Here is a 21,092-nt window from a genome sequence, read left to right on the forward strand (position 1 = left end):
TCGTTTCACGATGCCTCTCCCATGTCGCGACGCGCCGCCAAGGGCCCGGTTCACCCATGCCGGCCACCGCGCGACGTCATCGCTGGCCGCCCTTCAAGGCGACGCCGGGCGGATCGCGCTGGCAATATCGCGGCTCACCGTTCCGAGCGCCCTGCTGTAGGCGGCGACCAAGCCATCGAAGCCGCCACTTGTGCAAGGCTCGTGGACCGTGCTTCGGCCGCTTAGCACCGGTTTCTTCCCCGGCGGCGCGACCGACCACAACACGTCAACCGTCACCGCTTCGCCGAGCGCCGCATCGAAGCGCTGGATGTCGAGTTGAACCCGGTAAGCCGACGCCGGATCGCCCCCCACCGCATAGGTGGAGACAAGCGGGCTGTTCAGCAACTGCCCCAGGTCGGCACGTATCACGCGCGGGATCTGGCTTTTCAAAGGATCGGCCCAGCGGGCGAATTCGTCGATATCCACCTTGTTGTCACCGGAACGCACCACGATCTGCGGCCGGTCGACGAGATCGGGCACGGTCACCACCGTGATCAGGACAGCAATCGGCGCTGCAGGCGGCATGTCTGTCTGCGCGGCCGCCGGGCTCAGCGTGTAGAAGTCCGACTTGGGCGACCCGGCGCAACCGTACAACGCGGCGAGCGCCAACGCCACTGCTACGACTAAGGATGGGCGCATCATTTCTTGTCCTCCAGCTTGCCGCGGATCAGTGCCTCTGGATGGCGCTCGAGATAGTCCGCCAGCGCGCGGAAAGCCGCCGCCGTACGCGCCAGTTCCTTCATTGCATCGCCGGTGTTCTGCGCCAGCGCCGAATCAGGCTGCAGTGCGTTGTTCGCCGAGTCGAGCGCGGTCTTCGCTGCGGCCAGCGTTTGAGCCGCTTGCGGCGCGACTTCGGTATCCAGCCGCTTGAGCAATGCATCCGCATCGCGCAAGGTCTGATGCGCATCGTTGCCGATCGCTTCGAACGGGATCTTGTTCAGCTTGGCGATGAGCGTCGTCACCGAGTCCTGAAGCGATTGCAGGCCGCCCGCCACAGTCGGCCACGCCGGCGGGTTCGAGCTCCAGTCCACCTTCGCCTTGGGTGCATTGGGGAAGAAGTCGAGCGCGACATAGAGCTGGCCGGTCAGCAGATTGCCCGTGCGCAGCTGGGCTCGCAGGCCATGATCCACGAGCGTTTGCGCAAGTTGCTGTCGATCGGCATCGTTGGCCAGCCTGCCGCCGGCCGGCCCTGACGCGAAGCGCGACGTAAAGCGCTCGGGAAACAGCTTGATATCGACGGGAATGCTGAACTGCTTGGTCACCGGATCGAACCGTGTGTGAATTCCCGACACCTCTCCCACCACGATGCCGAGAAAATCGACCGGCGCGCCAACCGTCAAGCCGCGTACCGACTCCTTGAAATTGAGCACGTAGTTATCGACGATGTTGTCGTGACGTTTCATCGCCTCGGTCTTGTCAGAGAACAGCGTGAACTCGGTGCTGGCTTCCACCTCCGGCCCGTCGACCGAGTTGTCGGGCGTCTGGAAGGCGAGGCCGCCGATCAGAATGGCCACCAGCGATTGCGTATTGATCTTCACACCGGTCGCATCGAGCGAGACGTCGACACCGCTCGCCTGCCAGAAGCGCGTGTCGCTCTGCACATACTTGTCGTATGGCGCGTTGACGAAGACATGCATCGTCACGCCCTTCCCGTTCGCGTCGAGCTTGTACGAGGTGACCTGGCCGACCTGCAAGCGTCTGAAATAGATCGGCGAGCCGATATCGAGCGACCCCATGTCGTCGCCCTTCAGAACGAACTCACGCCCCGGCACGCCGCTCGCGAACACGGGCGGCGACTCGAGCCCGACGTAGTCGCGCCGGGCCTTGGGCGAGCTGCCCACGTCCATGCCGATGAACGAACCGGAAATCAGGGTGCCGATACCCGACACGGTGCCGCCTGAAATCCGCGGACGCACCACCCAGAAGCGCGTGTCGTCCACCAGCAGACCTGTGGCGTCTTTCGTGAGCTCGGCGGTGGCGACCACGTTGCGGTGATCGCCCGACAACGTGACGCTCTTGACCACGCCGATATCCACGTTCTTGAACTTGAGTTTGGTCTTGCCCGCCTCGAGCCCCTCACCAGTTTCGAAACTGATGGTGACGGTCGGCCCCTGTTCAAGGATGGCCTTGACCGCGAGCCAGCCGCCGATCAGCACCGCCACCAGCGGCACCAGCCACACCACTTGCATGCGCCAGCGCGAGCGGCGCGTCGCCACCGCTTCGGGAAGCTCCGGCGGCCCGGGAGGTCTAGACATGATGATCCTCCGTCGCGTCCCAGATCAGGCGCGGGTCGAACGACATTGCCGCGAACATCGTCAGCACGACCACCGAGCCGAACGCGACCGCGGCGGGTCCCGCCTGAATCGTGGCCAGCGCGTTGAACTGCACGAGCGCGACAAGAATGGTGATGACGTAGATATCGAGCATCGACCAGCGGCCCACCAGCTCCACCAGCCGATAGATGCGGGTTCGTTGCTGCAGCAGCATGACCGAGTGCCGCTGCGTGGAGATCACGAGGTAGATCAGCGCCAGGATCTTCAGCATCGGCACCGCCACGCTGGCGATGAACACCACCACGGCGAGCGGCCATGAGCCTGAGGTCCAGAGATACACCACGCCGCTCATGATGGTGTCCTTCTCCGAGCCGAACAGCGAACTGGTATTCATCACGGGTAGCGCATTCGCCGGGATATACATCACGATGGCGGCAATCAGGAAGGCCCACGTCCGCGCGATGCTGTCGGGTTTGCGTGCATGCAGATGGGCGCCGCAGCGCGGGCACGCTGCACCGTGCACATGGGCCGTCGACTTCACCAGCAGGCCGCAGCTATGGCAGCTCAAGAAGCCGCAACGCAGCGCGGTATGGGCTGACGCGGCGGCGGCCGCCTCTGTCTTCGAGGCGGCATCGTCGAAGCTGCCCATGCGCCGCCAGAGTGCGTGCGGATCGAACGCGGAGGCGGCCGCAGCCAGCAGCAGCATGAGCGCGCCGAACGACCAGAGCGCGACACCTGGCACGACGCTCGCAATGTGCGCGAGCTTCACGAGCGCCACCAGCATGCCGAGAATCAGGACCTCGGTCATGCCCCACGGCTGCGCGAGATGCATCAGGCGAAACACAAAATCGGCGTGATACGGGCGGCGGTTTAGCTGCAACGGCACCAGCAGATAAGCCATCGCAGTCATCTGCATCAACGGCATCAGGAAAGTGGTAGCCAGCACGAGACCCGCGATTGGCCACATGCCGTCTTTGTAGAGCACGCGAACCGCACCGAGCAACGTCGTCTCGACGAGATCGCCGTTCACCGCGAGTCCGACAATCGGATACAGATTGCTGATGAGGAACAACACGACGCAGGTCAGCGTGAAGGCCAGTGCCCGGTCGGTGCTGTCGGGATGCGCGCGATAGAGTTCCGCCTGGCAGCGGCAGCAGCGCAGTGTGCCGTCGGGTGGCACCGCGGATTCGCGCTGCAGCAGATCGCATTCGTGGCAGGCAACGAGAGGAATCGGCCCGGCCTCGTTTGCCTCGTTTGTCGTGGCGGTGGTCATTTAGGCTGCTCCGCGCCGGGCGCTGCGGTTGTGGGTGTCACCGGTGGAGTCATTGATGGAATCGTTGACTGACTCGCTGCCTGATCGCCAGCCTGACCGGCCACCTGTGCCACCGCCTTCTGCCCCATCACCCGCCCGGTCATCGCCTCGGCCTGCACAACCCAGCCGCCGCCCATCGCCTTGTAGAGACCGATCAGCGAGTTGAACACCAGGCCATTGGTCTGCGTGTAGCCAAGCTGCGCGTTGAACAAACTGCGCTCGGCATCCAGCACCTCGATATAGCTCGTATAGCCGCCTTCGAAACGCAGCCGCGCGAGCCGCGCGTACGTGCGCAACGCGTCCACCTGGCGTGCCTGCACGACCAGTTGCTCGCGCGACTTCTGAAGCGCGATGAGCGCGTCGTCGACTTCCTGGAACGCGGTCTGGATAGCCTGCTGATACTGGATCAGCGCCTGTTGCTGCTGCGCCTCCGCCTGGCTGACCTGACCGCTGATGCTGCCCGCCGTAAAGATCGGCACTGTCAACGAACCAGCGTACGACCAGACGCGCGCAGGTCCGGTGAACAGTTTCGAGAACTGTCCGCTCGTCGAGCCGAACAGACCTGTCAGTGAGATTTGCGGAAAATACAGCGCGCGCGCCGCGCCGATCAAGGCATTCGCAGCGACGAGGTTTTGCTCGGCCTGCAGCAGATCGGGACGACGCTCGAGCAGATCGGACGGCAGACCGGCAGGTACGACGGGCAACACCAGTTCGGTCAGCTCACGGCCCCGCAGGATCGGGCCGGGGTTGCGCCCGAGCAGCACCGACAAGGCATCTTCCTGCTGCGCGATCTGTGCTTCCAGTTGCGGAATCGTCGCGAGCGATGCTTCGTATTCGGACTGACTCTGCGAGAGTTCCATCTGCGAGACATCGCCGCCCGAGAAACGCGCCTGGAATACCCTGACCGATCCGGCGCGGCTGTCGGTGGTCGCCTTGGCGATCGCCAGTTGCTGATCAAGGTCGCGCAGATTGATGTATGCGGTGGCCACCGAAGCAACCAGCGAGAGAATCGTCGCGCGACGACCCTCCTCGCTCGCGAGCAGGCTCGCCCGCGCCGATTCGGTCTCTCGACGTACCCGCCCGAAAAGATCCAGTTCCCACGCCACCGACAACGGCGCCGAAAATGTGTTGTAGACGGGACCGAAGCCCGCAGGCAGCGGAGTCGGCCCGGCCTGCGAAGCACGCTGACGCGATGCGTCGAAACCGGCGTTGATCTGCGGAAACAGCGCCGAGCGTGTTGTCACGAACTGACCGAGGAACTGATCGACGCGGGCTGCCGCAATCTTCACATCCTTGTTGTCCGCGAGCGCGGCAAGAATCAGATCGTTCAGAACGGGGTCCTGAAACTGCTCCCACCATGGCGTATTGGCGACCTCCGTGGTTTCACCGGCTTCGAAACGGAAGTTCGCGGGCGTCGCCACGTTCGGACGCACGTAGTCAGGACCGAACAGGCAACCGCTCAATCCTGTTACGAGCAGCAACGCGGGCGCAAGACGCAGCCGGAACGGAGAGCCTCTCATGTCAGTCGGCCTCGCGTCGTGCGGACGGCGTGACAGTAGGACCGCCGGAACCCGCCGGCGCAATCGGTGTCGCGCCATCTACCGAAGTCGACCCGCCGCTCGCTCCCGGTGTCTTCTTGCCGCCGCTCTTTTCCGACATGGTTTCGAGCACGTAGAAGAACATCGGAATGAAGAACACCGCGATCACCGTCGCGCCGAGCATGCCGCCGATCACACCGGTGCCGATCGAATGCCGGCTGTTGGCCGATGCACCGAGCGCGATGGCAAGCGGCACGCAACCGAGAATGAATGCGAGCGAGGTCATCACGATCGGCCGCAAGCGTTCGGTTGCCGCCGTGACCGCCGCGTCGTATACCGACTCGCCCGCTTCGCGATTGAGCACCGCGAACTCGAAGATCAGAATCGCGTTCTTGGCGGCGAGCGCCACCAGCATGGTCAAGCCGATCTGGAAATACACGTCGTTTTCGAGGCCGCGCAAAAGAATCGCGAGCAACGCCCCGAACAACGCGAACGGCACCGCCAGCAGCACGCCGAACGGCAGGCTCCACTTCTCGTATTGCGCGGCGAGAATCAGGAACACCATCACGAGACCAAACACGAACACGAGCCCCGAGGTGCCGCCCGATTGCCGCGCCTCGTAAGCTTCGCCGCTCCAGCCGACACCGTAACCGGACGGCATCACCTGCTCGGCCACTTCCTCCAGCGCGTTGATGACTTGCCCGGAGCTGTAACCAGGCGCGCCATTCGCCGTGATCTTGACCGCCGGAAAATTGTTGAAGCGCGTGATCAGATCGGGGCCGGTGACGTACTTCGAGTTCACCACCGCCTTCAACGGCACCATGTTGTTGGTTTTGCTGCGTACGTAAAGCTGGCTCAGATCCTGCGGCGTGAGACGGTACTGCGGTTCGGCCTGCAGGATGACCTGCCACAACCGGCTCGAGCGGTTGAACTGCGAGACGTAGAGCGAGCCGAACATCGTCTGCATCGTGCTATACACTTCTTCGATCGGCACGCCGAGCGTTTCCGACTTGTCGCGATCCACATCCACGAGCAACTGTTGCGACGACGCATTGAACGTGGACGTGACACGTGCCAGTTCTGGCCGGCTTTTCGCCTTCGCGACGAAGTCGTCCACCACGCCGGCCAACTGCGAGGTGGTCGCATCGCCCTTGCTCTGAATCCACATCTCGGTGCCGCCCGTCGTGCCAAGCCCCGGAATCGATGGTGGATTGACCGGCAGGATGATCCCTTCCTTGACAGTGGAAAGGTTCTTATAGGCGTCGATCAACACCGCCTTCGCATTCTGGGTTTTGATATTGGCGAACTTGTAGCGCTCATCGAAACTCTTGAAGCCGATGAAGAACGTGCTGGCATTATTCTTGTTCTGACTGTCGAGCAAACTGAAACCGTCCACGGTCGTCACACTGCTTACCGCAGGCTGCTTCATGAAGTAATCGGTAACTCGCTGCGACACCTCGCCGGTTCGATCCAGGCTCGCCGCGTCCGGCATGATGACCGCGCCGAGCAGATAGCCTTGATCCTCAGGCGGCAGAAACGAGGTCGGGATGGTGCGCATCATGACTACCGCCAGCGCGACCATGCCGACAAACAGCAGCAGCGCGACCACGAAGCGTTTGATCACCAGTTTGACCATGGACGTGTAGCTGTTCGTCATCTTCTCGAAGTTCCGGTCAAACCACTTGAAGAACCCTTTCTTCTCATGGTGGCCGGGCTTCAGCAGCAACGCGGCCAGCGCCGGTGACAGCGTCAGTGCGACCACGCCGGAGAAAATGACAGAGATCGCGATGGTGATGGCGAACTGCTTGTACAACTGTCCCGTAATGCCGCCGAGAAAAGCCACCGGCACAAACACCGCACACAGCACGAGCACGATCGCGACAACCGGGCCGGCCACTTCGTCCATCGCGCGCCTCGCGGCGTCCTTCGGACTCAGCTTGTGGACGTTCATATTCCGCTCGACGTTCTCGATCACGACAATCGCGTCGTCCACCACGATGCCGATGGCCAGCACCATGCCGAATAGCGTCAGCATATTGATCGAGAAGCCGAGCGCGAGCATGCCCATGAAGGTGCCCATGATCGAAACCGGCACCGCCAGAACCGGGATCAGTGTGGCCCTAAGGCTCTGCAGGAACACGTACACCACGATCACGACCAGTACGAGCGCCTCGAAAAACGTATGGACGACATCGGAGATCGACGCACGCGTGAACTCGGTCGTGTCCATCGCAATGTCGTATTCGAGACCCTGTGGGAAGGTCTTTTTCATTTCTTCGAGTGTGGCACGCACCTGTTTGGACACGTCTAGCGCGTTCGCGCCCGGCTGTTGATACACCGCGATGACGGTAGCCGCCTTGCCCTGGTAGCGGCTGCGGATCGAGTAATCCTTCTGGCCCAGCGCGGCGCGGCCGACGTCCTTGAGGCGCACGATGGCAGCGTCGCCGCTGGCCGCCCGGATGATGATGTTGTCGAACTCCGCCGGCTCGCTCAGCCGGCCTGTGGTGGTGACGGCGAACGACTGCTCGACCGGCGCGCCGGTTGGCGATTGGCCGAGGCGGCCCACGGCGAATTGCTGGTTCTGATTGGCGACCGCCCTCTGCACATCGCCGGCCGTAATACCGAGTTGTGCCATGCGGTCGGGTTTGAGCCAGATTCGCATCGCGTAGTCCGGCGTACCGAAGATAGACGATTGATTCGCACCGGGGATGCGCTTGAGCGCATCAAGCACATAAATATTCGCGTAGTTGGCGATATAGGTCGCGTCGTAACGCTCGCCCGGCGAATAGATGGCGATCACCATCATGAACGCCGACGATTTCTTCTGCACCTGAATGCCCTGTGACTGCACCGAAGAGGGCAGTTGCGGCAGCGCGAGGTTCACGCGGTTCTGTACGTCGACCTGAGCCAGTTCCGGATTGGTGCCGATCTGGAAGTACGCGTTGACAGTCAGATTGCCGGTGGATGAACTCGACGAGTTCATGTAGATCATGTTGTCCGCGCCGTTCACCTGCTGCTCGATCGGAGCGGCCACGTTGTTGGCCACCACGTCGGCGTTCGCGCCGGGATAATTGGCGGAAATCGTGATCTGCGGCGGGGTGACGTCCGGATACTGCGCGATCGGCAGGTTGAACATCGCCACCGCGCCGCCGAGCGTGATGACAATCGAAATCACCGACGCAAAAATCGGGCGGTCGATGCAGTAACGGGAGATGTTCATGTCGCCTGTCCCCTCACTGCGAGGCGGTCGTGTCGGACGGGTGTCCCGTCGAACTGCTCTCCCCGCCCCCCGGCACGTTGGCCGCCGCATGCGCGGCCGGCGCTGCGACGATTTTCAGCGGCACGTCGGCGGCCACGCGTATCGCGCCGTCTACCACCACCCGCTCACCCGGTTGCAGCCCCTCGGTGATGAACCAGTCGTCGCCATGCCATTCGCCCACTTCCACGACACGTTGATGCGCCTTGGAGTCGTTGTCGACCACCCACACGAAGTGGCTTTTCGCTCCCTGCAAAACCGCACGTTGCGGCACGAGAATCGCCTTCGGCCGGGAAGCGCCGGACACACGTGCCCGGACGAACTGGCCGGGACGCAACTGGCCTTTCTCGTTCGCAAACGACGCCCGTACGAGGAACGTACCGGTCTCGGTGCTGAAGGCGGGATTCGCGAAACTGATATGGCCGTGGTTAGGAAACTCGGTGCCATCCGCCATGATCACCGTGACTTCGAAGTCGTCGTTGGCCGGAAACCGCAAACGGCCTGCCGTGATCTCTTCGCGGAACTTCAACAACTCATTTTCTGAAACGCTGAAGTTGACCCACATCGGATCGAGTTGATAGACATAGGTCAGCAGGCCCGAAGCAGACGCGGTGACAAAGCTGCCGTCCTGTTGCCTCGCGAAGCTGGACAAACCCGTGAGCGGCGATTTGATGGTCGTATAGCTGAGATTCAACTGGGCGGTTTGGACCTGTCCTTGTGCCGCGATCACCGCGGCTTCCGCCTGCTTTTCGTTGCCGGTTGCGTCGTCGAGATCCTTCTGGCTTAACGCATTTTGTGCGGCGAGTGGAATCACCCGGGCGAGATTCGCCTTCGTGACGGTTAGACGCGCCTGCTGCTGAGCGAGCTGCCCTCGGGCGGTTTGCAATGCCGCGTCAAAAGGCTTTGCGTCCATCTGGAAGAGGGTTTGTCCGGCATGAACCAATTGCCCTTCGGTATAGAGCCGCTTGTCGAGAAAGCCGTCCACCCGCGCGCGAATCTCCACTTCGCGAGAACTCTGCGTTTGCGCGGTGTATTCGAAATCGACGGGGGTGTCGCTCTGCGCCACCTGCATCACGGTGACCTCGGTCGCTCCGGCAGCGGGCAGCGTAGCGGCTTTGTGACAGGCGGTGCACAGCGCAAGCGCGGCGAGCCCGGCAATCGCAAGACCTAGACGGTTTCTGCTCATGGCTGTCTCCCCCGTCCCGATCGATGTCTACTGAACCGTGTAGCCGCGGCCGGTCATGCAAGCAGCCACTGCCCGGTTGAACGTCGCCATTTGCTGCGCAGTCTGTTGTTGACCCGCTTGCTGCTGCGCAGCCTCGGCCTGATTGGCGCGGCGCTGGCGCACGCCGCCGGCGGCAGTTCCGGTGACCGCACCGATCGCCGCGCCCTTCCCGGCATTGCCCGCGATGGCGCCCACTGCCGCGCCCACGGCGGCGCCGCCCGCTGCGCCCTTGACCGCTCCACCTTGCTTCGGTGCCGCGCCAGGTTGAGCGGATTGTTGAGCGATCGCGACCGGGTCGACACCGGTCGTCTGCTTCGCCCATAGTTGGCACTCCGCGGTATCGGATTGCTGCCGGCTCGCGCTTTGGCCTTTCGCCGGATAAATGATGGGCTGCTGCGCGGCCGCCGAATACGCCAGCGTCAGCACAAACACACCCATCAGCCCTCGCACGATCGGTAGCATGGTCAGATTCCGTTCAATTTCTCTGGAGGTGATCCGTCAGCGAGCGCCGTGTTTGCGACTATCCGTGCGCCCGATCCCGACCCGGGGCACCACCTTCGCCCCTGATCAGTCGAGTCAATTATTGGATTTCGCGCCGTTCGATAGCAATTGGCCTTTGGTCCCATAGCGCACGAATTCGCGTTACAGGTCCATGCAATTGCTCGTTAGACAGGCGGTACACCGTCGAGCGCGGCGCGCACCGTCTTCACGAATAGTTCGTCGTTAAAAGGCTTGCGCAGCCACGCAACCGCACCGGCCGCGAGCGCGTGCTCGCGTACGCCGATCTCGTCGTGTGCGGTAATGAAGATGACCGGCATGCCATTGCCGGACAGGCGGCGCTGAACTTCGAGTCCATTGATCCCGGGCATCTGCACGTCGAGGATGACGCAGTCGGGTCGATACGAAGGCATCGAGGCGAGAACGTCGAGGAACGCGTCGCCGCTGGCAAATGTTTCGGCGGCGATCCCGATGGAGCGAAGCAATCGCTTGATCGCCCGGCTCACCGATTCATCGTCATCGACGACGACAACGAATGGTTTGAGTTTTCCCATGGCGAGTAGTCCGGTGTCCGGGAATACGCGAGTCAGCGCAGTCCCCCAGACGAAAGCCTACGAGGCGTAAAGGTTCGCGGATATTGGACCTTGGTCCCGTGTCGATCGAACACGGATCAGGTGCGGACCGGGTGCAAGCCGCTTGCGAACCGCGCATGGACCGGCGAGTAGCCCTTCGGCGACGCACGCACCTGACCAGGCCTCGAATCGGGCCACACTACTGCTGACGGACTGCAATGACTTCAGCGCGAAACGTGAGTTTCGCTCGCACCACTGAGACCAACTTTGTCCGCGACACGCACAAGCTGGGCCAGTGAAGTGACTTCCATCTTCGCCATTACGCGCGCGCGATGCGCCTTGATGGTCTTCTCGACCGTGCCAAGCTCGCCTGCCACCTGCTTGTTCAGGCGGCCCGTGACCACGAGCGCCATGACTTCCTTTTCACGCGGTGTGAGCTTGTCCAGCCGGACACGGATCGCATCCAGCTCGCAGCGCGCCGCGCGAGTTTGCGCGACGCGTTCGAAAGCGGCTTCGATCGCGCGGAGCAGATCGCAATCGTTCACTGGTTTTGCCAGAAAATCAGTGGCCCCCGCTTTCATCGCACCCACGGTCATGGCGATATCGCCATGACCGGTGACGAAGATGATCGGTAACACCGCTTTGAGTTCGCGCTGCAATGCCAGCCCATCCACGTCAGGCAATTGCACGTCGAGAATCAGGCAGGCTGGAGAATCGACCTCGCGCAAGCGTTCGAGAAACGCGCGGGCATTGCCGTATGCTTCGACACGGTAGCCCGCAGAGTGGATCAGACGCGTCAACGCACGGCGCACGGAATCGTCGTCGTCGACGACGAAGACAAGCGAATCGGATTCAGTCATGGCCTTTATCGCGACTTATCCTCCGGCGTGACATCGCCAACCGGCAACGCCACGTAGAATGTCGCGCCTCGATCGTTGTTATTTTCGGCCCATAGTCGCCCGCGGTGCATGTCGATGATGGAACGGCTGATCGACAATCCCAAACCGAGCCCTTGGGGTTTTGATGTAAAAAACGGCTTAAAGATCTTGTCCAGCTTATCGGCGGTCAATCCATGGCCCCGATCGCGAACAGCGATCAACACCATGCCGTCGTCGGCCGGTTTGAGTGTGACGCACACCATCCGCTCCACAGGTGGAACCTCATTCATCGCGTCGAACGCATTCAGCAACAAATTCAGCATGACCTGCTGCAATTGAACCCGATCGCCGCGCACGGGCGGCAACGTCGAGTCGATATCGAGCGTCACGCGTGTACCCCGCACGATCGCATCGCTATGCACCAGCGCCACCACATCGCGCATCACGCCGGCGAGGTCGAGCGGAATCATCTCGAGATCGCCCTTCTTGACAACCGCGCGAATGCGCCGGATCACCTCGCTGGCCCGGTAATCGTCCTGGACAATATCGTTCAGAATATCGCGCAACTCGGCCAGATCGATCGGATCCGCCGTCATGAAACGCTGCGCAGCCTGCACGTTGCTGAGTATCGCGGTAAGCGGCTGATTCAACTCATGCGCTAGCGAAGAAGCGAGTTGCCCCATCGTCGATACGCGTGTCAGATGCGCAAGATCCTGACGCTGGCGGCGTAACTCATACCGGTCCGTCTTGTCGATGATGAATGCGAGCGTGACGTTTTCACCGTCGAAACGAAATGCACTCAGGTCGACGTCGGCACGAAACTCGCTGCCGTCCTTACGGCGTGCGCATAGGTCGTCCAGCGGCAGGAAGCTGCACGATTGCTGCGTGACCATGGGGTCCGCCCAGCGCGATGCGTGGCTGTCGAAACGCAGCGCGTGAACCAGCATTTCCACCGGCTTGCCTAGCAACTCATCACAGTCATAACCGAAGAGCCGATCCGCTTGCGGATTGACCATTGCCATCACGCCGCGCTCGTCGAGCATCAGCGTGGCTAGCGGCAACAACGCCAGTACTTCACGAAAATAGCGCTCGCCGCTCACCTGTTCGTCAACATCAGCGTGTGAATCGTGCACGAGCGCCGCTCGCGCGACGTCGTCATAAGTCTTCCTGCGCGCGGTTCTCGCGGAGGCCATCATGCGGAACCGATCCGTAAAGCGCCGTCTCGCACGCGACGCCGGTAAGCCGTTGTCCGGCGCACCGGAAACTGCGGGAGAGTTGAGAAATTGCTCGGGACGGAGACTTTCTGATTGACGGGGATGATTTAAGGAATCATGTAGAGATGCTTTAACCGCCAGTTCGAGATGCGCTGAATGCGCCGCATGCTCACCAGGTATCCCGCGGTCGCTAGAATTCGCTCCGTTGATTGGCGGATTAACACTGCCGAACGCCGCAGATGCGCGATGCCGCAATCCGAGCACCAGCAACCCGAGAATGATCGCGGTTTGCAAAATGACGACAGCAGGCATGACGATGCTCATGTCCGAACGGCCTCTCAAGATTCGGCACCGCGAGATTGGCTGCCAAAAGTCTTGCTGAACATCGACGCGAGACTGTGCCTCTTGAACAGCAGGTTCATCGTCTCTTTAGACAGTTAATAAGTTGACGAAGACTGCGCTGTCTGTGGATGCATGCGAAACGAGTGCACCGGTATGAGTTACATCTGCGGGGCGCTTTCAACCGGTAAAATTAATCGTAGTACGGGCTGTTAAACATGTAAACGCAATTGAGGTATTTCTTTTGCACATATTACGGTCCGCTGACGAAGGTGATCAAATTCGACCTTTCCTTGATGCTTCATCAATGGTTAGCACAGTTTCACACCCCATCAATTGCACCCGTGACCATTGGCTGTGCGATAGCAGGTCTGTCCGCTCGGACTCTTATATACGCCCTTACCGTTTTTGGTCTTGGCTTCTCCGCCTTTGCTCGTCGTTGTTGTCGTGACACCGTTCTGATTCTTTTGCGCCTTCCATGCGTTGCCGGTGTTCGGGTTATAGCCGCCGGCCGCCTGTCCGTTGTTGCATTCGGTCATACCTCGCGCATTAGTGGTGCACTCCGCGAATACATTGGATGACAGCGCAAAGGCTATCAACACGAACAACACTTTCATCGTCGTCTCCTGAGGCAGCAGGCACAGGCACGGCTACGTCCACCGCAACTTCCAGATTAGCCTCATCCGCTCGCATGCCTATTGGACCTTGGTCCTATTGCAGGCAGCAGCATTTCAGCCGCCTCATGGAGGCGACTCCGCCACGGGAGCATTGGCTCAGCGCTGACGCGCGGACTTGCGACGTGTCGTCCGGCACATCAGGCAACAAGAGAAGTGGATTTGACCACAATGCCGCATGCATCGAACGATTCGAATCGCACAGTCCCGCAATTACGGTGCTTCCGGTTCGCGTGGCTCGGCCCCGCTCTGCTGTGCTCGATGTCCGCACCGTCAATTTACGCACAGGAGATGGAGCCGCGCGCCTATTCTGCCGTGCCGGTGGGGACCAATTTCGCGGTATTCGACTATGCGCGATCGAGCGGCGACGTATCGTTCGATCCATCGTTGCCAATCACCAATGTGCAGGCACATATCAACATCTTTTCGCTCGGCTATTCCCACAGTTTCGGAGTAGCGGGACATATCGTGAGTACCGCGGTGTCGGTGCCCTATGCGAACGCGAATGTGAGCGGTGACGTGAAGGGTGTGTTTCAGCAGCAATACCGCTCGGGTCCCGGCGACGTGCACTTCAGGATCGCGGCGAACCTGCTCGGCGACCCGGCGCTCTCTCCGGAAGAATTCGTGCGACGCGCACCCAGCACGATCCTTGGCATCAGCCTGAGCGTAGTCGCACCGACGGGTCAGTACGTACCCGCCCGCCTCATCAATATCGGCGCTAACCGCTGGGCGTTCAAACCCGAGATCGGGCTCTCCCAGCCATTCGGCAACTGGTTCATGGATGCTGCGGCAGGCGTATGGCTTTTCACCGACAACGACGCTTTTTTCGGCGGCCATCGGCGCAGCCAGGATCCCATGCCGGCTTTCCAATGGCACGGCGGGTACACCTGGCGCCCCGGACTATGGCTTGCCGCGGATGTCACTTACTTTACGGGTGGACGCACCCACGTCAACGGTGTCGCTGATCAGGATTACCAACTCAGCGCACGATACGGCGTCACGTTGTCCGTCCCGCTGGCAGCGAAATGGTCCGCCAAACTCGCGTGGTCGCGCGGCCTGGTAACACGTGTGGGCGGCAACTTCCAGACAATCTCGATCGCGCTTCAATATCACTGGTTCAATTGAGCCCTGTCTGGCAATTCAGTTGTCTGGCGGATTCGCTAGAAACCTAGTTCCTGATTTACACTACCTAATGCCTTTTACCTAGTGTTTTATGCCTAGTGTCTAATGCTTAATGCCCGAGAATATCGAGCGCCGCGCGCATCGGCGCGAAGGATATTTTTACTATTCCTCCGAGCGGCGTGTTCATTTCCATAATCAGGAAGATTGCACCGGAAGTCGACAGTGCACACATCACGAGCGCCGTCATCGTCGTGCCGTTGCGAGGCGCAAACAGGCCGAACGTGCCAAAGAGGATCGCCAGCCACGACACCAGAACCACCAGCAATGGGATCGGAATCGAACCCGTTTGCTGAAGAAGCGCGAGCCAACGCGTAGCTAATACGTCGTCGACGATTTGCAACGCCCGCGCCTGCAATTGACGCTGCGTGTCGGTGTGCGGCGAAAGCTCCTCCACTTGACGCTGGAATGCTTCTCCGCGAGCAACGGCTTCGGGGCTGCTCAATCTGGCCAGTTGAGCGGGATCGCCGGAAGACATCGCCGCGACCGAAGCCTCGGTTGTGCGTTTAAGCGCGCTGCGAATCTCCTGCGTCTCCGGACCATAGTGAGCCAGCACGCGATCAAGACGAACGATAGCGGCAGCGCTATGCAAAAGCTCCGTATTCATGGTGTCGAAAGAACCTTTTGCTGACGAAATCAGCAGGCCCAGCACCAATGCGGCCATGGTTGCGACAAGACCGGTCGCCAGTTTGACCACGCTGGTGGATTCATCGCTGAGGTGGTTCTGTGGCAGTACGCGGCGCAGATACGAACCAAGCAGCGCACTGCCGAAAACGCACGCGAATACGATTGCCGCATCGACGAGGTGGTTCACCCTGCAGTCCTCCGTCTCTGGTTGCGCACGTGGCGATTCGATATCTTGCTCGCCATCGTGCAGTGTGCAATTGGACCAAGGTCCAATTGTCTTTACTTGTCCGCAACACCACTATTTGTTTCAGTCGAAGCGTCCCGCAACCGGCATGGGCCGCACCATCACCGCCTTTCCAGGCCGCGAACAATCCGACGCGCCAACCGCGTTCGCACGGTGACGTCATTTCCCTGAATGGAGCACGAACATGTTCAAGTACCTTCGGCTTATCCTCGCAGTGCCGCTTCTGCTGGTAGCGGTTTCATGTTCGACACAGCAGACAGCGTCGACGCCGGGAACCGATCCTGAGCTCGAAGCGAAGGCACGCGCCGCACTACAACTACTGGTCAGCGATGCGCCACGGACACAACAACTTCAGCAAATGGCCAAAGCGGTTCTGGTATTCCCCGATATTCTGAAGGTGGGGTTCATTGCCGGCGCGCAAGGCGGCAAGGGTGTGATGTTCGCCCCCGATGGAACGGTAATGGGCTACTACACCGCGAGAGCGGTCTCCTGGGGATTGCAAGCGGGCGGACAAACCTTTTCTGAAGCCATGTTCCTGATGAGCGATTCAGCCATCAACTATCTCAACACGAGCGACGGATGGTCGGTCGGCGTCGGCCCGAGCGTAGTTGTCGTAGACGCGGGAATGGGCAAATCGATGACCACCACGACCCTGAAATCCGACGTGTATGCCTTTATCTACGGTCAGCAAGGATTGATGGCAGGTCTCGGCGTGCAAGGGCAAAAGATCACCAAATACACGCCGTGACCCGGCGTGCGGCTCCTCTCGCGCAAGCTGAACGTTGTGCGTGAGGAGCCTTGTCTCGTGTCGCGGCGCGATGAAACTCGCCCCATATGACGGGGCGAAGCTGCCTTATTGCCTGATCCCTTCAGCCTGGATGTGCAGCACCGTTTGCATCCTGAAGCCGTACGTCTTGCCCATGTCAACGCCGAAGTCCGACCGGTCGAAACTCGCGGTCGATTCCGTGCCGCACACTTCGCGTTTGAGCAACGGGTTCTGGAAACACTTGAACGACTCGATCTTCAGATTCAACGGCTTCGTCACGCCGTGGAGGGTCAACGCTCCGATCACCTCGACCGGCACATTGCCCTTGAACGTCATCGACGTACCCTTATAAACAGCAGTTGGGAATTGAGTGGCATCGAAGAATTTCGAACTCTTCAATGCCGTATCCAGCGTATCGTTGCCGATATCCACCGACGTCATATCGATAGTCGCTTCCAGCGTGCCGGTCCTGGCTTCGCGATCGATCGTGACCTTACCGCTGCTCCTGTTGAACTTGCCGCGCCAGATCGAGACGCCGCCGAAGTGATCGGCTTCAAAGCTGGGGTACGTGTGCGTGGGATCCAGTTGATACGTGGTCTCCGCTGCCTTTGCGCCGAACGATGTGCCGGCTGCCAGAGCGGCGATCGCTACGGCCAAAATCTGTTTCTTCATTGTGATCCTCCTGGGTGTCCTGAGCGGTTTTGTTGCCTATTCTTTAGAACAGATGTCGAATCCCCACCATCGCGCCGGTTTGACCCACGCCGGGCAATGGCGTCGAAGCGGGCGGAACCACACCGCCATCAATCGAGAACGCTGCGTTACGCTGGTTAAACACGTGCCCTGCCGTGACGTACACCGCAGTGCCCTTGGACAGGAAGTACATCGCGCGCGCGGCGATCACGGAGCCCCCCGCGTCATTGCTGTTCACGGTGATATGGCCGAACTGTGCGTCAAGCGAAATATATGGAACGGGCAAGTAGGAACCGCCGACCCACCAATAGTTGCTGGTCGCGTCGAAGACTTTCGGCGTCTGCACGCCGTGATTGATCCGGTGTTGGAATCCTGCACCGAAAGTCGAATTGCCAAATTTCACGTAGCCGTCGATGACGGCGCGTGTATCGGTTTGCGAGCTAAGTGGCAAGGGCGAGCCAGTGCCGCCCCCACCGTAGTTGCGATCGATGGCCGCTGCCGCACCCCATTTCCCGGCGTCATATTTCACCATCGCGGACATTGATTTGCAGGCCCGCCAGTCAGTCGGCGATTGGCCGGCGCACCCTCCGGCCGGCGCACTATCGGCCACGTCACGTCCCAGTGAATACATCGCGCTCACCGTCAGTCCCGACGACGTGAAGGTATAGGCGATCGAATTGTCAACGCGCGGCTGGGTCAAGTAGGGGTCCAGATCGGCGGCGGCAAAGATATTCGGCGCCAGCGTGTCGCCCGTTAATACCGCCCAAAAGATTTGCGAATATTGCCGCCCGAGGGTCAAGGTCCCCCACCGCCCCGCAAGCCCGACATAGGCCTGCCTGCCAAACAGACGTCCCCCTTGATTCAGCGTGCCCTGTGCGGGAGCAAACCCCGACTCCAATACAAAAATCGCACTCAGACCACCACCTAGATCCTCTTTGCCACGGAGGCCCCACAGCGATGGTAGCGAGGCTGTAAGAGACGGCACGTGCACTGAGCTGGATTTTTTAGCACCGACGTTCGTCACGTATTCAACGCCGGTATCGATGATCCCATATAGGGTGACCGAGCTCTGCGCATGCGATACGCCCGACACACATGCCGCAAGCGACGGAAGCGTCCACCAAAACAGCCGGTGCCATGAATGGCCACCTCTGACCCGATTCAACCGTGCGCTCATTTTTTCGTCTCCAATGTTGTTGAAATCTCAAGACGACGGCACCCCTGCGCCGTCACGCGTCGAGTCTGCTGCGTCGTGCCGACTGAATATTGATTTGCTTAGATTCGGCCGGCTCGGTCAGCCACTGCTGATCGAGCCCAGTGCGCGGTTTGCGTTGCTATGTCCTGTCACCTTCGCGGCGAGATCATCGACGGCCTGAGGAAGCCGGTTGCCGCGCCACGCGACATGCATGTCGGGACGCACGAGGATGAGGTCGCGCTGATAGACGGTGCGAAGCGCCGAATCCGCGAGCACGAGCACGTCGAGCGGCGCGCCGATCGCTTCGAACGCTGCGAGAAGCGGGCCCGCATCATGCCCACCCGTAACGTCGATCAGCGTGTAGCGCTCCGGCCATAGCCGGTCCTGGATGGCGCTTGCGTCGGTGAGCCACATATGGGGAAGCCGCGCGCCCGGCCACGTCGTGGGAAGATAGGCACGCAGATCGTGCTGCGGCCCTCCCGGTACATTGTCGATAATGGGCGAATCCACATAGCGATAGCCCAGTTCCGCGCCGATCATCTCGTTCGACTTGCGCTGCTCCACGTTCGCCACAACGGCCAGGTGGGCACGAGCAGCCGACCCTGCGGGCGTATCGTCTCCGATCTCCGGGCGCACCGCCGCCAGCCAGGCGCGATATCCAAGCGACGCGTAGCGCGACGCGCCGACGACCCGCTCGCCAATCTGGCGCCGTTCAGCTTCGTAGGAGGCCAGCAAGCCCGGGCCGCCCCACCCTTGCAGCGTAGCGGCCAACTTCCAGGCAAGATCCGTGGCGTCGCCAACGCCGGTGTTCATGCCGAGACCGCCCGTCGGAATCACGAGATGCACCGCATCGCCTGCGAGAAACACCCGTCCCTTTCCATAGCGCTCGGCCAGCAGCAGATTCTGCCGCCATTCCGCGCAATACAGCATCTCGTAGGGCAAGGCAACGCCGATGATCCGCTCGAACATCCGTCGCATCTCGTCATCGCTCTCGACGACGGAATGGACTGTCCAATGTCGTGTGGAGTCCTGCATGATCATGAACGTGGGAGACCCGCCCGCCAGCAGATAGTGCCGGCCCCGGCTCGGCCCGTTGCCTATCGGAAGCCGCTCGTAGAGTTGCTCGCAGTAGAACAGGCCCTGTCTCAGTCGCGCAATGTCGCCCTCGCCCTCCAGACGGATGCCCAGTTGCTTCCGTACAGGGCTCGCGCCACCGTCGCAGCCTACGAGGTAGGCGGCCGTCAAGGTTCTTCTCACACCATCGGCGGCATTGACCGCCACCAGAACGCCATCGCCCTGCTCGGTAAATTCCAGAAACGTCGTACTCCGCATCACCGTGACCGCCGGCAATTGCTCGACCACCTCAAGAAGAAGCGGCTCCAGCGTGTACTGCGAGATGAGTTGATACGGTTCGAGCGGAAGGGTGCCTTCGTGGTTCTCGTGCGTGAGCGCGCGAGCCTGCGCCACCGACGGATAGGGCAAGCGCAGAATCGGAGGCTCCACCATGGAACGGATGATCTGGATGTCCATGGGGACGTCCTCGGGCATGCCGGCAGCCCGGATGCGATCCGCGAGACCAAGCCGCCGGAAGATCTCCATGGTCCGCGCGTTGCAACGTTCCATTTTCGGCAGGAACTGCGGCTCTGCCTTTTGCTCGACGAGCACACACGCTATGCCGCGCTTGCCAAGGTCGATCGCAAGTGTCAGTCCTACCGGGCCAGCTCCGACAATGATGACTTGAGTGTCCAAATCCGATCTCCGTTCGTATAGATCGTCACTGCAATTGTTATTTTTATTAGCAATGCCAATGAAGTGATTGAAAGACCAACTCTGAATCTTTCATGCCCAGCCACACTCGATCGATCCGATGCCTCCCTCACGTCTGCCCAAGTTCAGCGTATGACACGTCGCTCACTCAGAAAGATGTGGGTTATCCGAATTCCGCCGGCTAACATTTATTTGATTTTTCAATTATATTTGAAGTGGAGTATAGTTGATTTTTCAAATATACGTACCCATGTAAACCCGCAACCCACGATGACCATGAAGACACCGAAACGACCACAAGAACTCGAACAGGCGATTCCGTTCCTGTTGACACGTGCCGGAGGCCGGATGGGAAACGCATTCGCGAAGGCACTGAAACCGTTCGGCCTGAACCTTAGCGAGTGGCGGGTCTGTGCCTCGCTGTTGTATGTTCCGCACCAGACCTTGTCTGAATTGTCGGTGCATGCGACATCGGATATTTCTGCGCTGTCCAGGATCATTGATCGCCTTGAGAGTCAGGACTTGGTCAAGCGCGAGAAGAGCACGACGGATGGTCGATCAATCAGGATTGCCCTGACAAGCAAGGGCGACGAACTGGCGCTGCGCATCGTCCCGGTCGCGAAGCAACATGAGTCGGTGATACTGAGCGGTTTCACTGCGAACGACGTTCAGGTGCTGCGCACCATGCTGCTCAAGGTGTACGAAAACGCCGGCGCGCTTGATGACCTTGTTTGACTCGACTCGTTCGCGCGGGAGTGTCATTCCCCGCCCCGTCTTCCGATCGGTACTCATCCCAAAAAGCAGTT

Annotated in this window: 18 protein-coding genes; 3 read left to right on the plus strand and 15 right to left on the minus strand. The window is 60.6% G+C overall.

The genetic code is table 11. From position 1 onward, the window contains the following. Nucleotides 1–93: 93 nt before the first annotated feature. The 11 genes from KHO33_RS34785 to KHO33_RS34835 form a co-directional block, all read right to left on the minus strand. A complete protein-coding gene (locus tag KHO33_RS34785; RefSeq protein ID WP_200566887.1) occupies nucleotides 94–681 on the minus strand; it encodes a PqiC family protein in 588 nt (195 codons plus the stop codon). Beyond that, nucleotides 678–2,294, minus strand: coding sequence for a PqiB family protein (locus KHO33_RS34790; protein WP_054039206.1), 1,617 nt, complete (start codon nucleotides 2,292–2,294; stop codon nucleotides 678–680). Before KHO33_RS34790 ends, KHO33_RS34785 begins: the two co-directional genes overlap by 4 nt. Beyond that, the gene (locus KHO33_RS34795; protein WP_200566886.1) at nucleotides 2,287–3,585 is read right to left on the minus strand and encodes a paraquat-inducible protein A; all 1,299 of its coding nucleotides are present in this window, start codon (nucleotides 3,583–3,585) and stop codon (nucleotides 2,287–2,289) included. The genes KHO33_RS34790 and KHO33_RS34795 overlap by 8 nt, the downstream gene beginning before the upstream one ends. Next, on the minus strand, nucleotides 3,582–5,144 hold the full coding sequence (locus KHO33_RS34800) for an efflux transporter outer membrane subunit (protein WP_200566885.1): 1,563 nt from the start codon (nucleotides 5,142–5,144) through the stop codon (nucleotides 3,582–3,584). Before KHO33_RS34800 ends, KHO33_RS34795 begins: the two co-directional genes overlap by 4 nt. A 1-nt stretch (nucleotide 5,145) precedes the next feature. Continuing rightward, on the minus strand, nucleotides 5,146–8,382 hold the full coding sequence (locus tag KHO33_RS34805) for an efflux RND transporter permease subunit (protein WP_200566884.1): 3,237 nt from the start codon (nucleotides 8,380–8,382) through the stop codon (nucleotides 5,146–5,148). 13 nt (nucleotides 8,383–8,395) lie between these two features. After that, a complete protein-coding gene (locus KHO33_RS34810; RefSeq protein WP_200566883.1) occupies nucleotides 8,396–9,604 on the minus strand; it encodes an efflux RND transporter periplasmic adaptor subunit in 1,209 nt (402 codons plus the stop codon). A gap of 27 nt (nucleotides 9,605–9,631) precedes the next feature. Beyond that, nucleotides 9,632–10,105 (minus strand): YMGG-like glycine zipper-containing protein, encoded by a 474-nt coding sequence (locus KHO33_RS34815; protein WP_200566882.1) that lies wholly within the window; start codon nucleotides 10,103–10,105, stop codon nucleotides 9,632–9,634. Between the two features lie 203 nt (nucleotides 10,106–10,308). Beyond that, a complete protein-coding gene (locus KHO33_RS34820; RefSeq protein ID WP_054039200.1) occupies nucleotides 10,309–10,695 on the minus strand; it encodes a response regulator transcription factor in 387 nt (128 codons plus the stop codon). A 242-nt stretch (nucleotides 10,696–10,937) separates the two neighbouring features. Beyond that, a complete protein-coding gene (locus KHO33_RS34825; RefSeq protein WP_200566881.1) occupies nucleotides 10,938–11,573 on the minus strand; it encodes a response regulator transcription factor in 636 nt (211 codons plus the stop codon). Nucleotides 11,574–11,578: 5 nt separating this feature from the next. Continuing rightward, nucleotides 11,579–12,787, minus strand: coding sequence for a PAS domain-containing sensor histidine kinase (locus tag KHO33_RS34830; RefSeq protein ID WP_200566880.1), 1,209 nt, complete (start codon nucleotides 12,785–12,787; stop codon nucleotides 11,579–11,581). Nucleotides 12,788–13,476: 689 nt separating this feature from the next. Further along, on the minus strand, nucleotides 13,477–13,761 hold the full coding sequence (locus KHO33_RS34835) for a hypothetical protein (protein WP_054039195.1): 285 nt from the start codon (nucleotides 13,759–13,761) through the stop codon (nucleotides 13,477–13,479). A 318-nt stretch (nucleotides 13,762–14,079) separates the two neighbouring features. On the opposite strand from KHO33_RS34835, the gene KHO33_RS34840 reads away from it, so the two are divergent. Next, on the plus strand, nucleotides 14,080–14,943 hold the full coding sequence (locus KHO33_RS34840) for a transporter (RefSeq protein WP_234480732.1): 864 nt from the start codon (nucleotides 14,080–14,082) through the stop codon (nucleotides 14,941–14,943). A gap of 106 nt (nucleotides 14,944–15,049) precedes the next feature. Here the strand turns inward: KHO33_RS34840 and KHO33_RS34845 are convergent, their stop codons facing one another. Beyond that, complete coding sequence (locus KHO33_RS34845) at nucleotides 15,050–15,811, minus strand: bestrophin-like domain (protein WP_054039193.1); 762 nt, start codon at nucleotides 15,809–15,811, stop codon at nucleotides 15,050–15,052. A 241-nt stretch (nucleotides 15,812–16,052) separates the two neighbouring features. On the opposite strand from KHO33_RS34845, the gene KHO33_RS34850 reads away from it, so the two are divergent. Beyond that, complete coding sequence (locus tag KHO33_RS34850) at nucleotides 16,053–16,616, plus strand: lipid-binding SYLF domain-containing protein (protein ID WP_054039190.1); 564 nt, start codon at nucleotides 16,053–16,055, stop codon at nucleotides 16,614–16,616. 105 nt (nucleotides 16,617–16,721) lie between these two features. Here KHO33_RS34850 and KHO33_RS34855 read toward each other — a convergent pair whose 3' ends face one another. The 3 genes from KHO33_RS34855 to KHO33_RS34865 all read right to left on the minus strand — a co-directional run bounded on the left by KHO33_RS34855 (nucleotide 16,722) and on the right by KHO33_RS34865 (nucleotide 20,268). Beyond that, nucleotides 16,722–17,306, minus strand: coding sequence for a YceI family protein (locus KHO33_RS34855; RefSeq protein WP_200566879.1), 585 nt, complete (start codon nucleotides 17,304–17,306; stop codon nucleotides 16,722–16,724). A gap of 43 nt (nucleotides 17,307–17,349) precedes the next feature. Then, on the minus strand, nucleotides 17,350–18,501 hold the full coding sequence (locus tag KHO33_RS34860; protein WP_054039187.1) for a porin: 1,152 nt from the start codon (nucleotides 18,499–18,501) through the stop codon (nucleotides 17,350–17,352). A 117-nt stretch (nucleotides 18,502–18,618) separates the two neighbouring features. Continuing rightward, on the minus strand, nucleotides 18,619–20,268 hold the full coding sequence (locus KHO33_RS34865) for an FAD-dependent monooxygenase (protein WP_200566878.1): 1,650 nt from the start codon (nucleotides 20,266–20,268) through the stop codon (nucleotides 18,619–18,621). A 294-nt stretch (nucleotides 20,269–20,562) separates the two neighbouring features. Here KHO33_RS34865 and KHO33_RS34870 point away from each other — a divergent pair, with 294 nt between their 5' ends. Next, nucleotides 20,563–21,021, plus strand: a complete 459-nt coding sequence (locus KHO33_RS34870) for a MarR family winged helix-turn-helix transcriptional regulator (RefSeq protein WP_200566877.1) — start codon at nucleotides 20,563–20,565, stop codon at nucleotides 21,019–21,021. Nucleotides 21,022–21,092 lie beyond the last annotated feature (71 nt).

This window comes from Paraburkholderia nemoris (assembly GCF_905221015.1).
Taxonomy (GTDB): domain Bacteria; phylum Pseudomonadota; class Gammaproteobacteria; order Burkholderiales; family Burkholderiaceae; genus Paraburkholderia; species Paraburkholderia nemoris.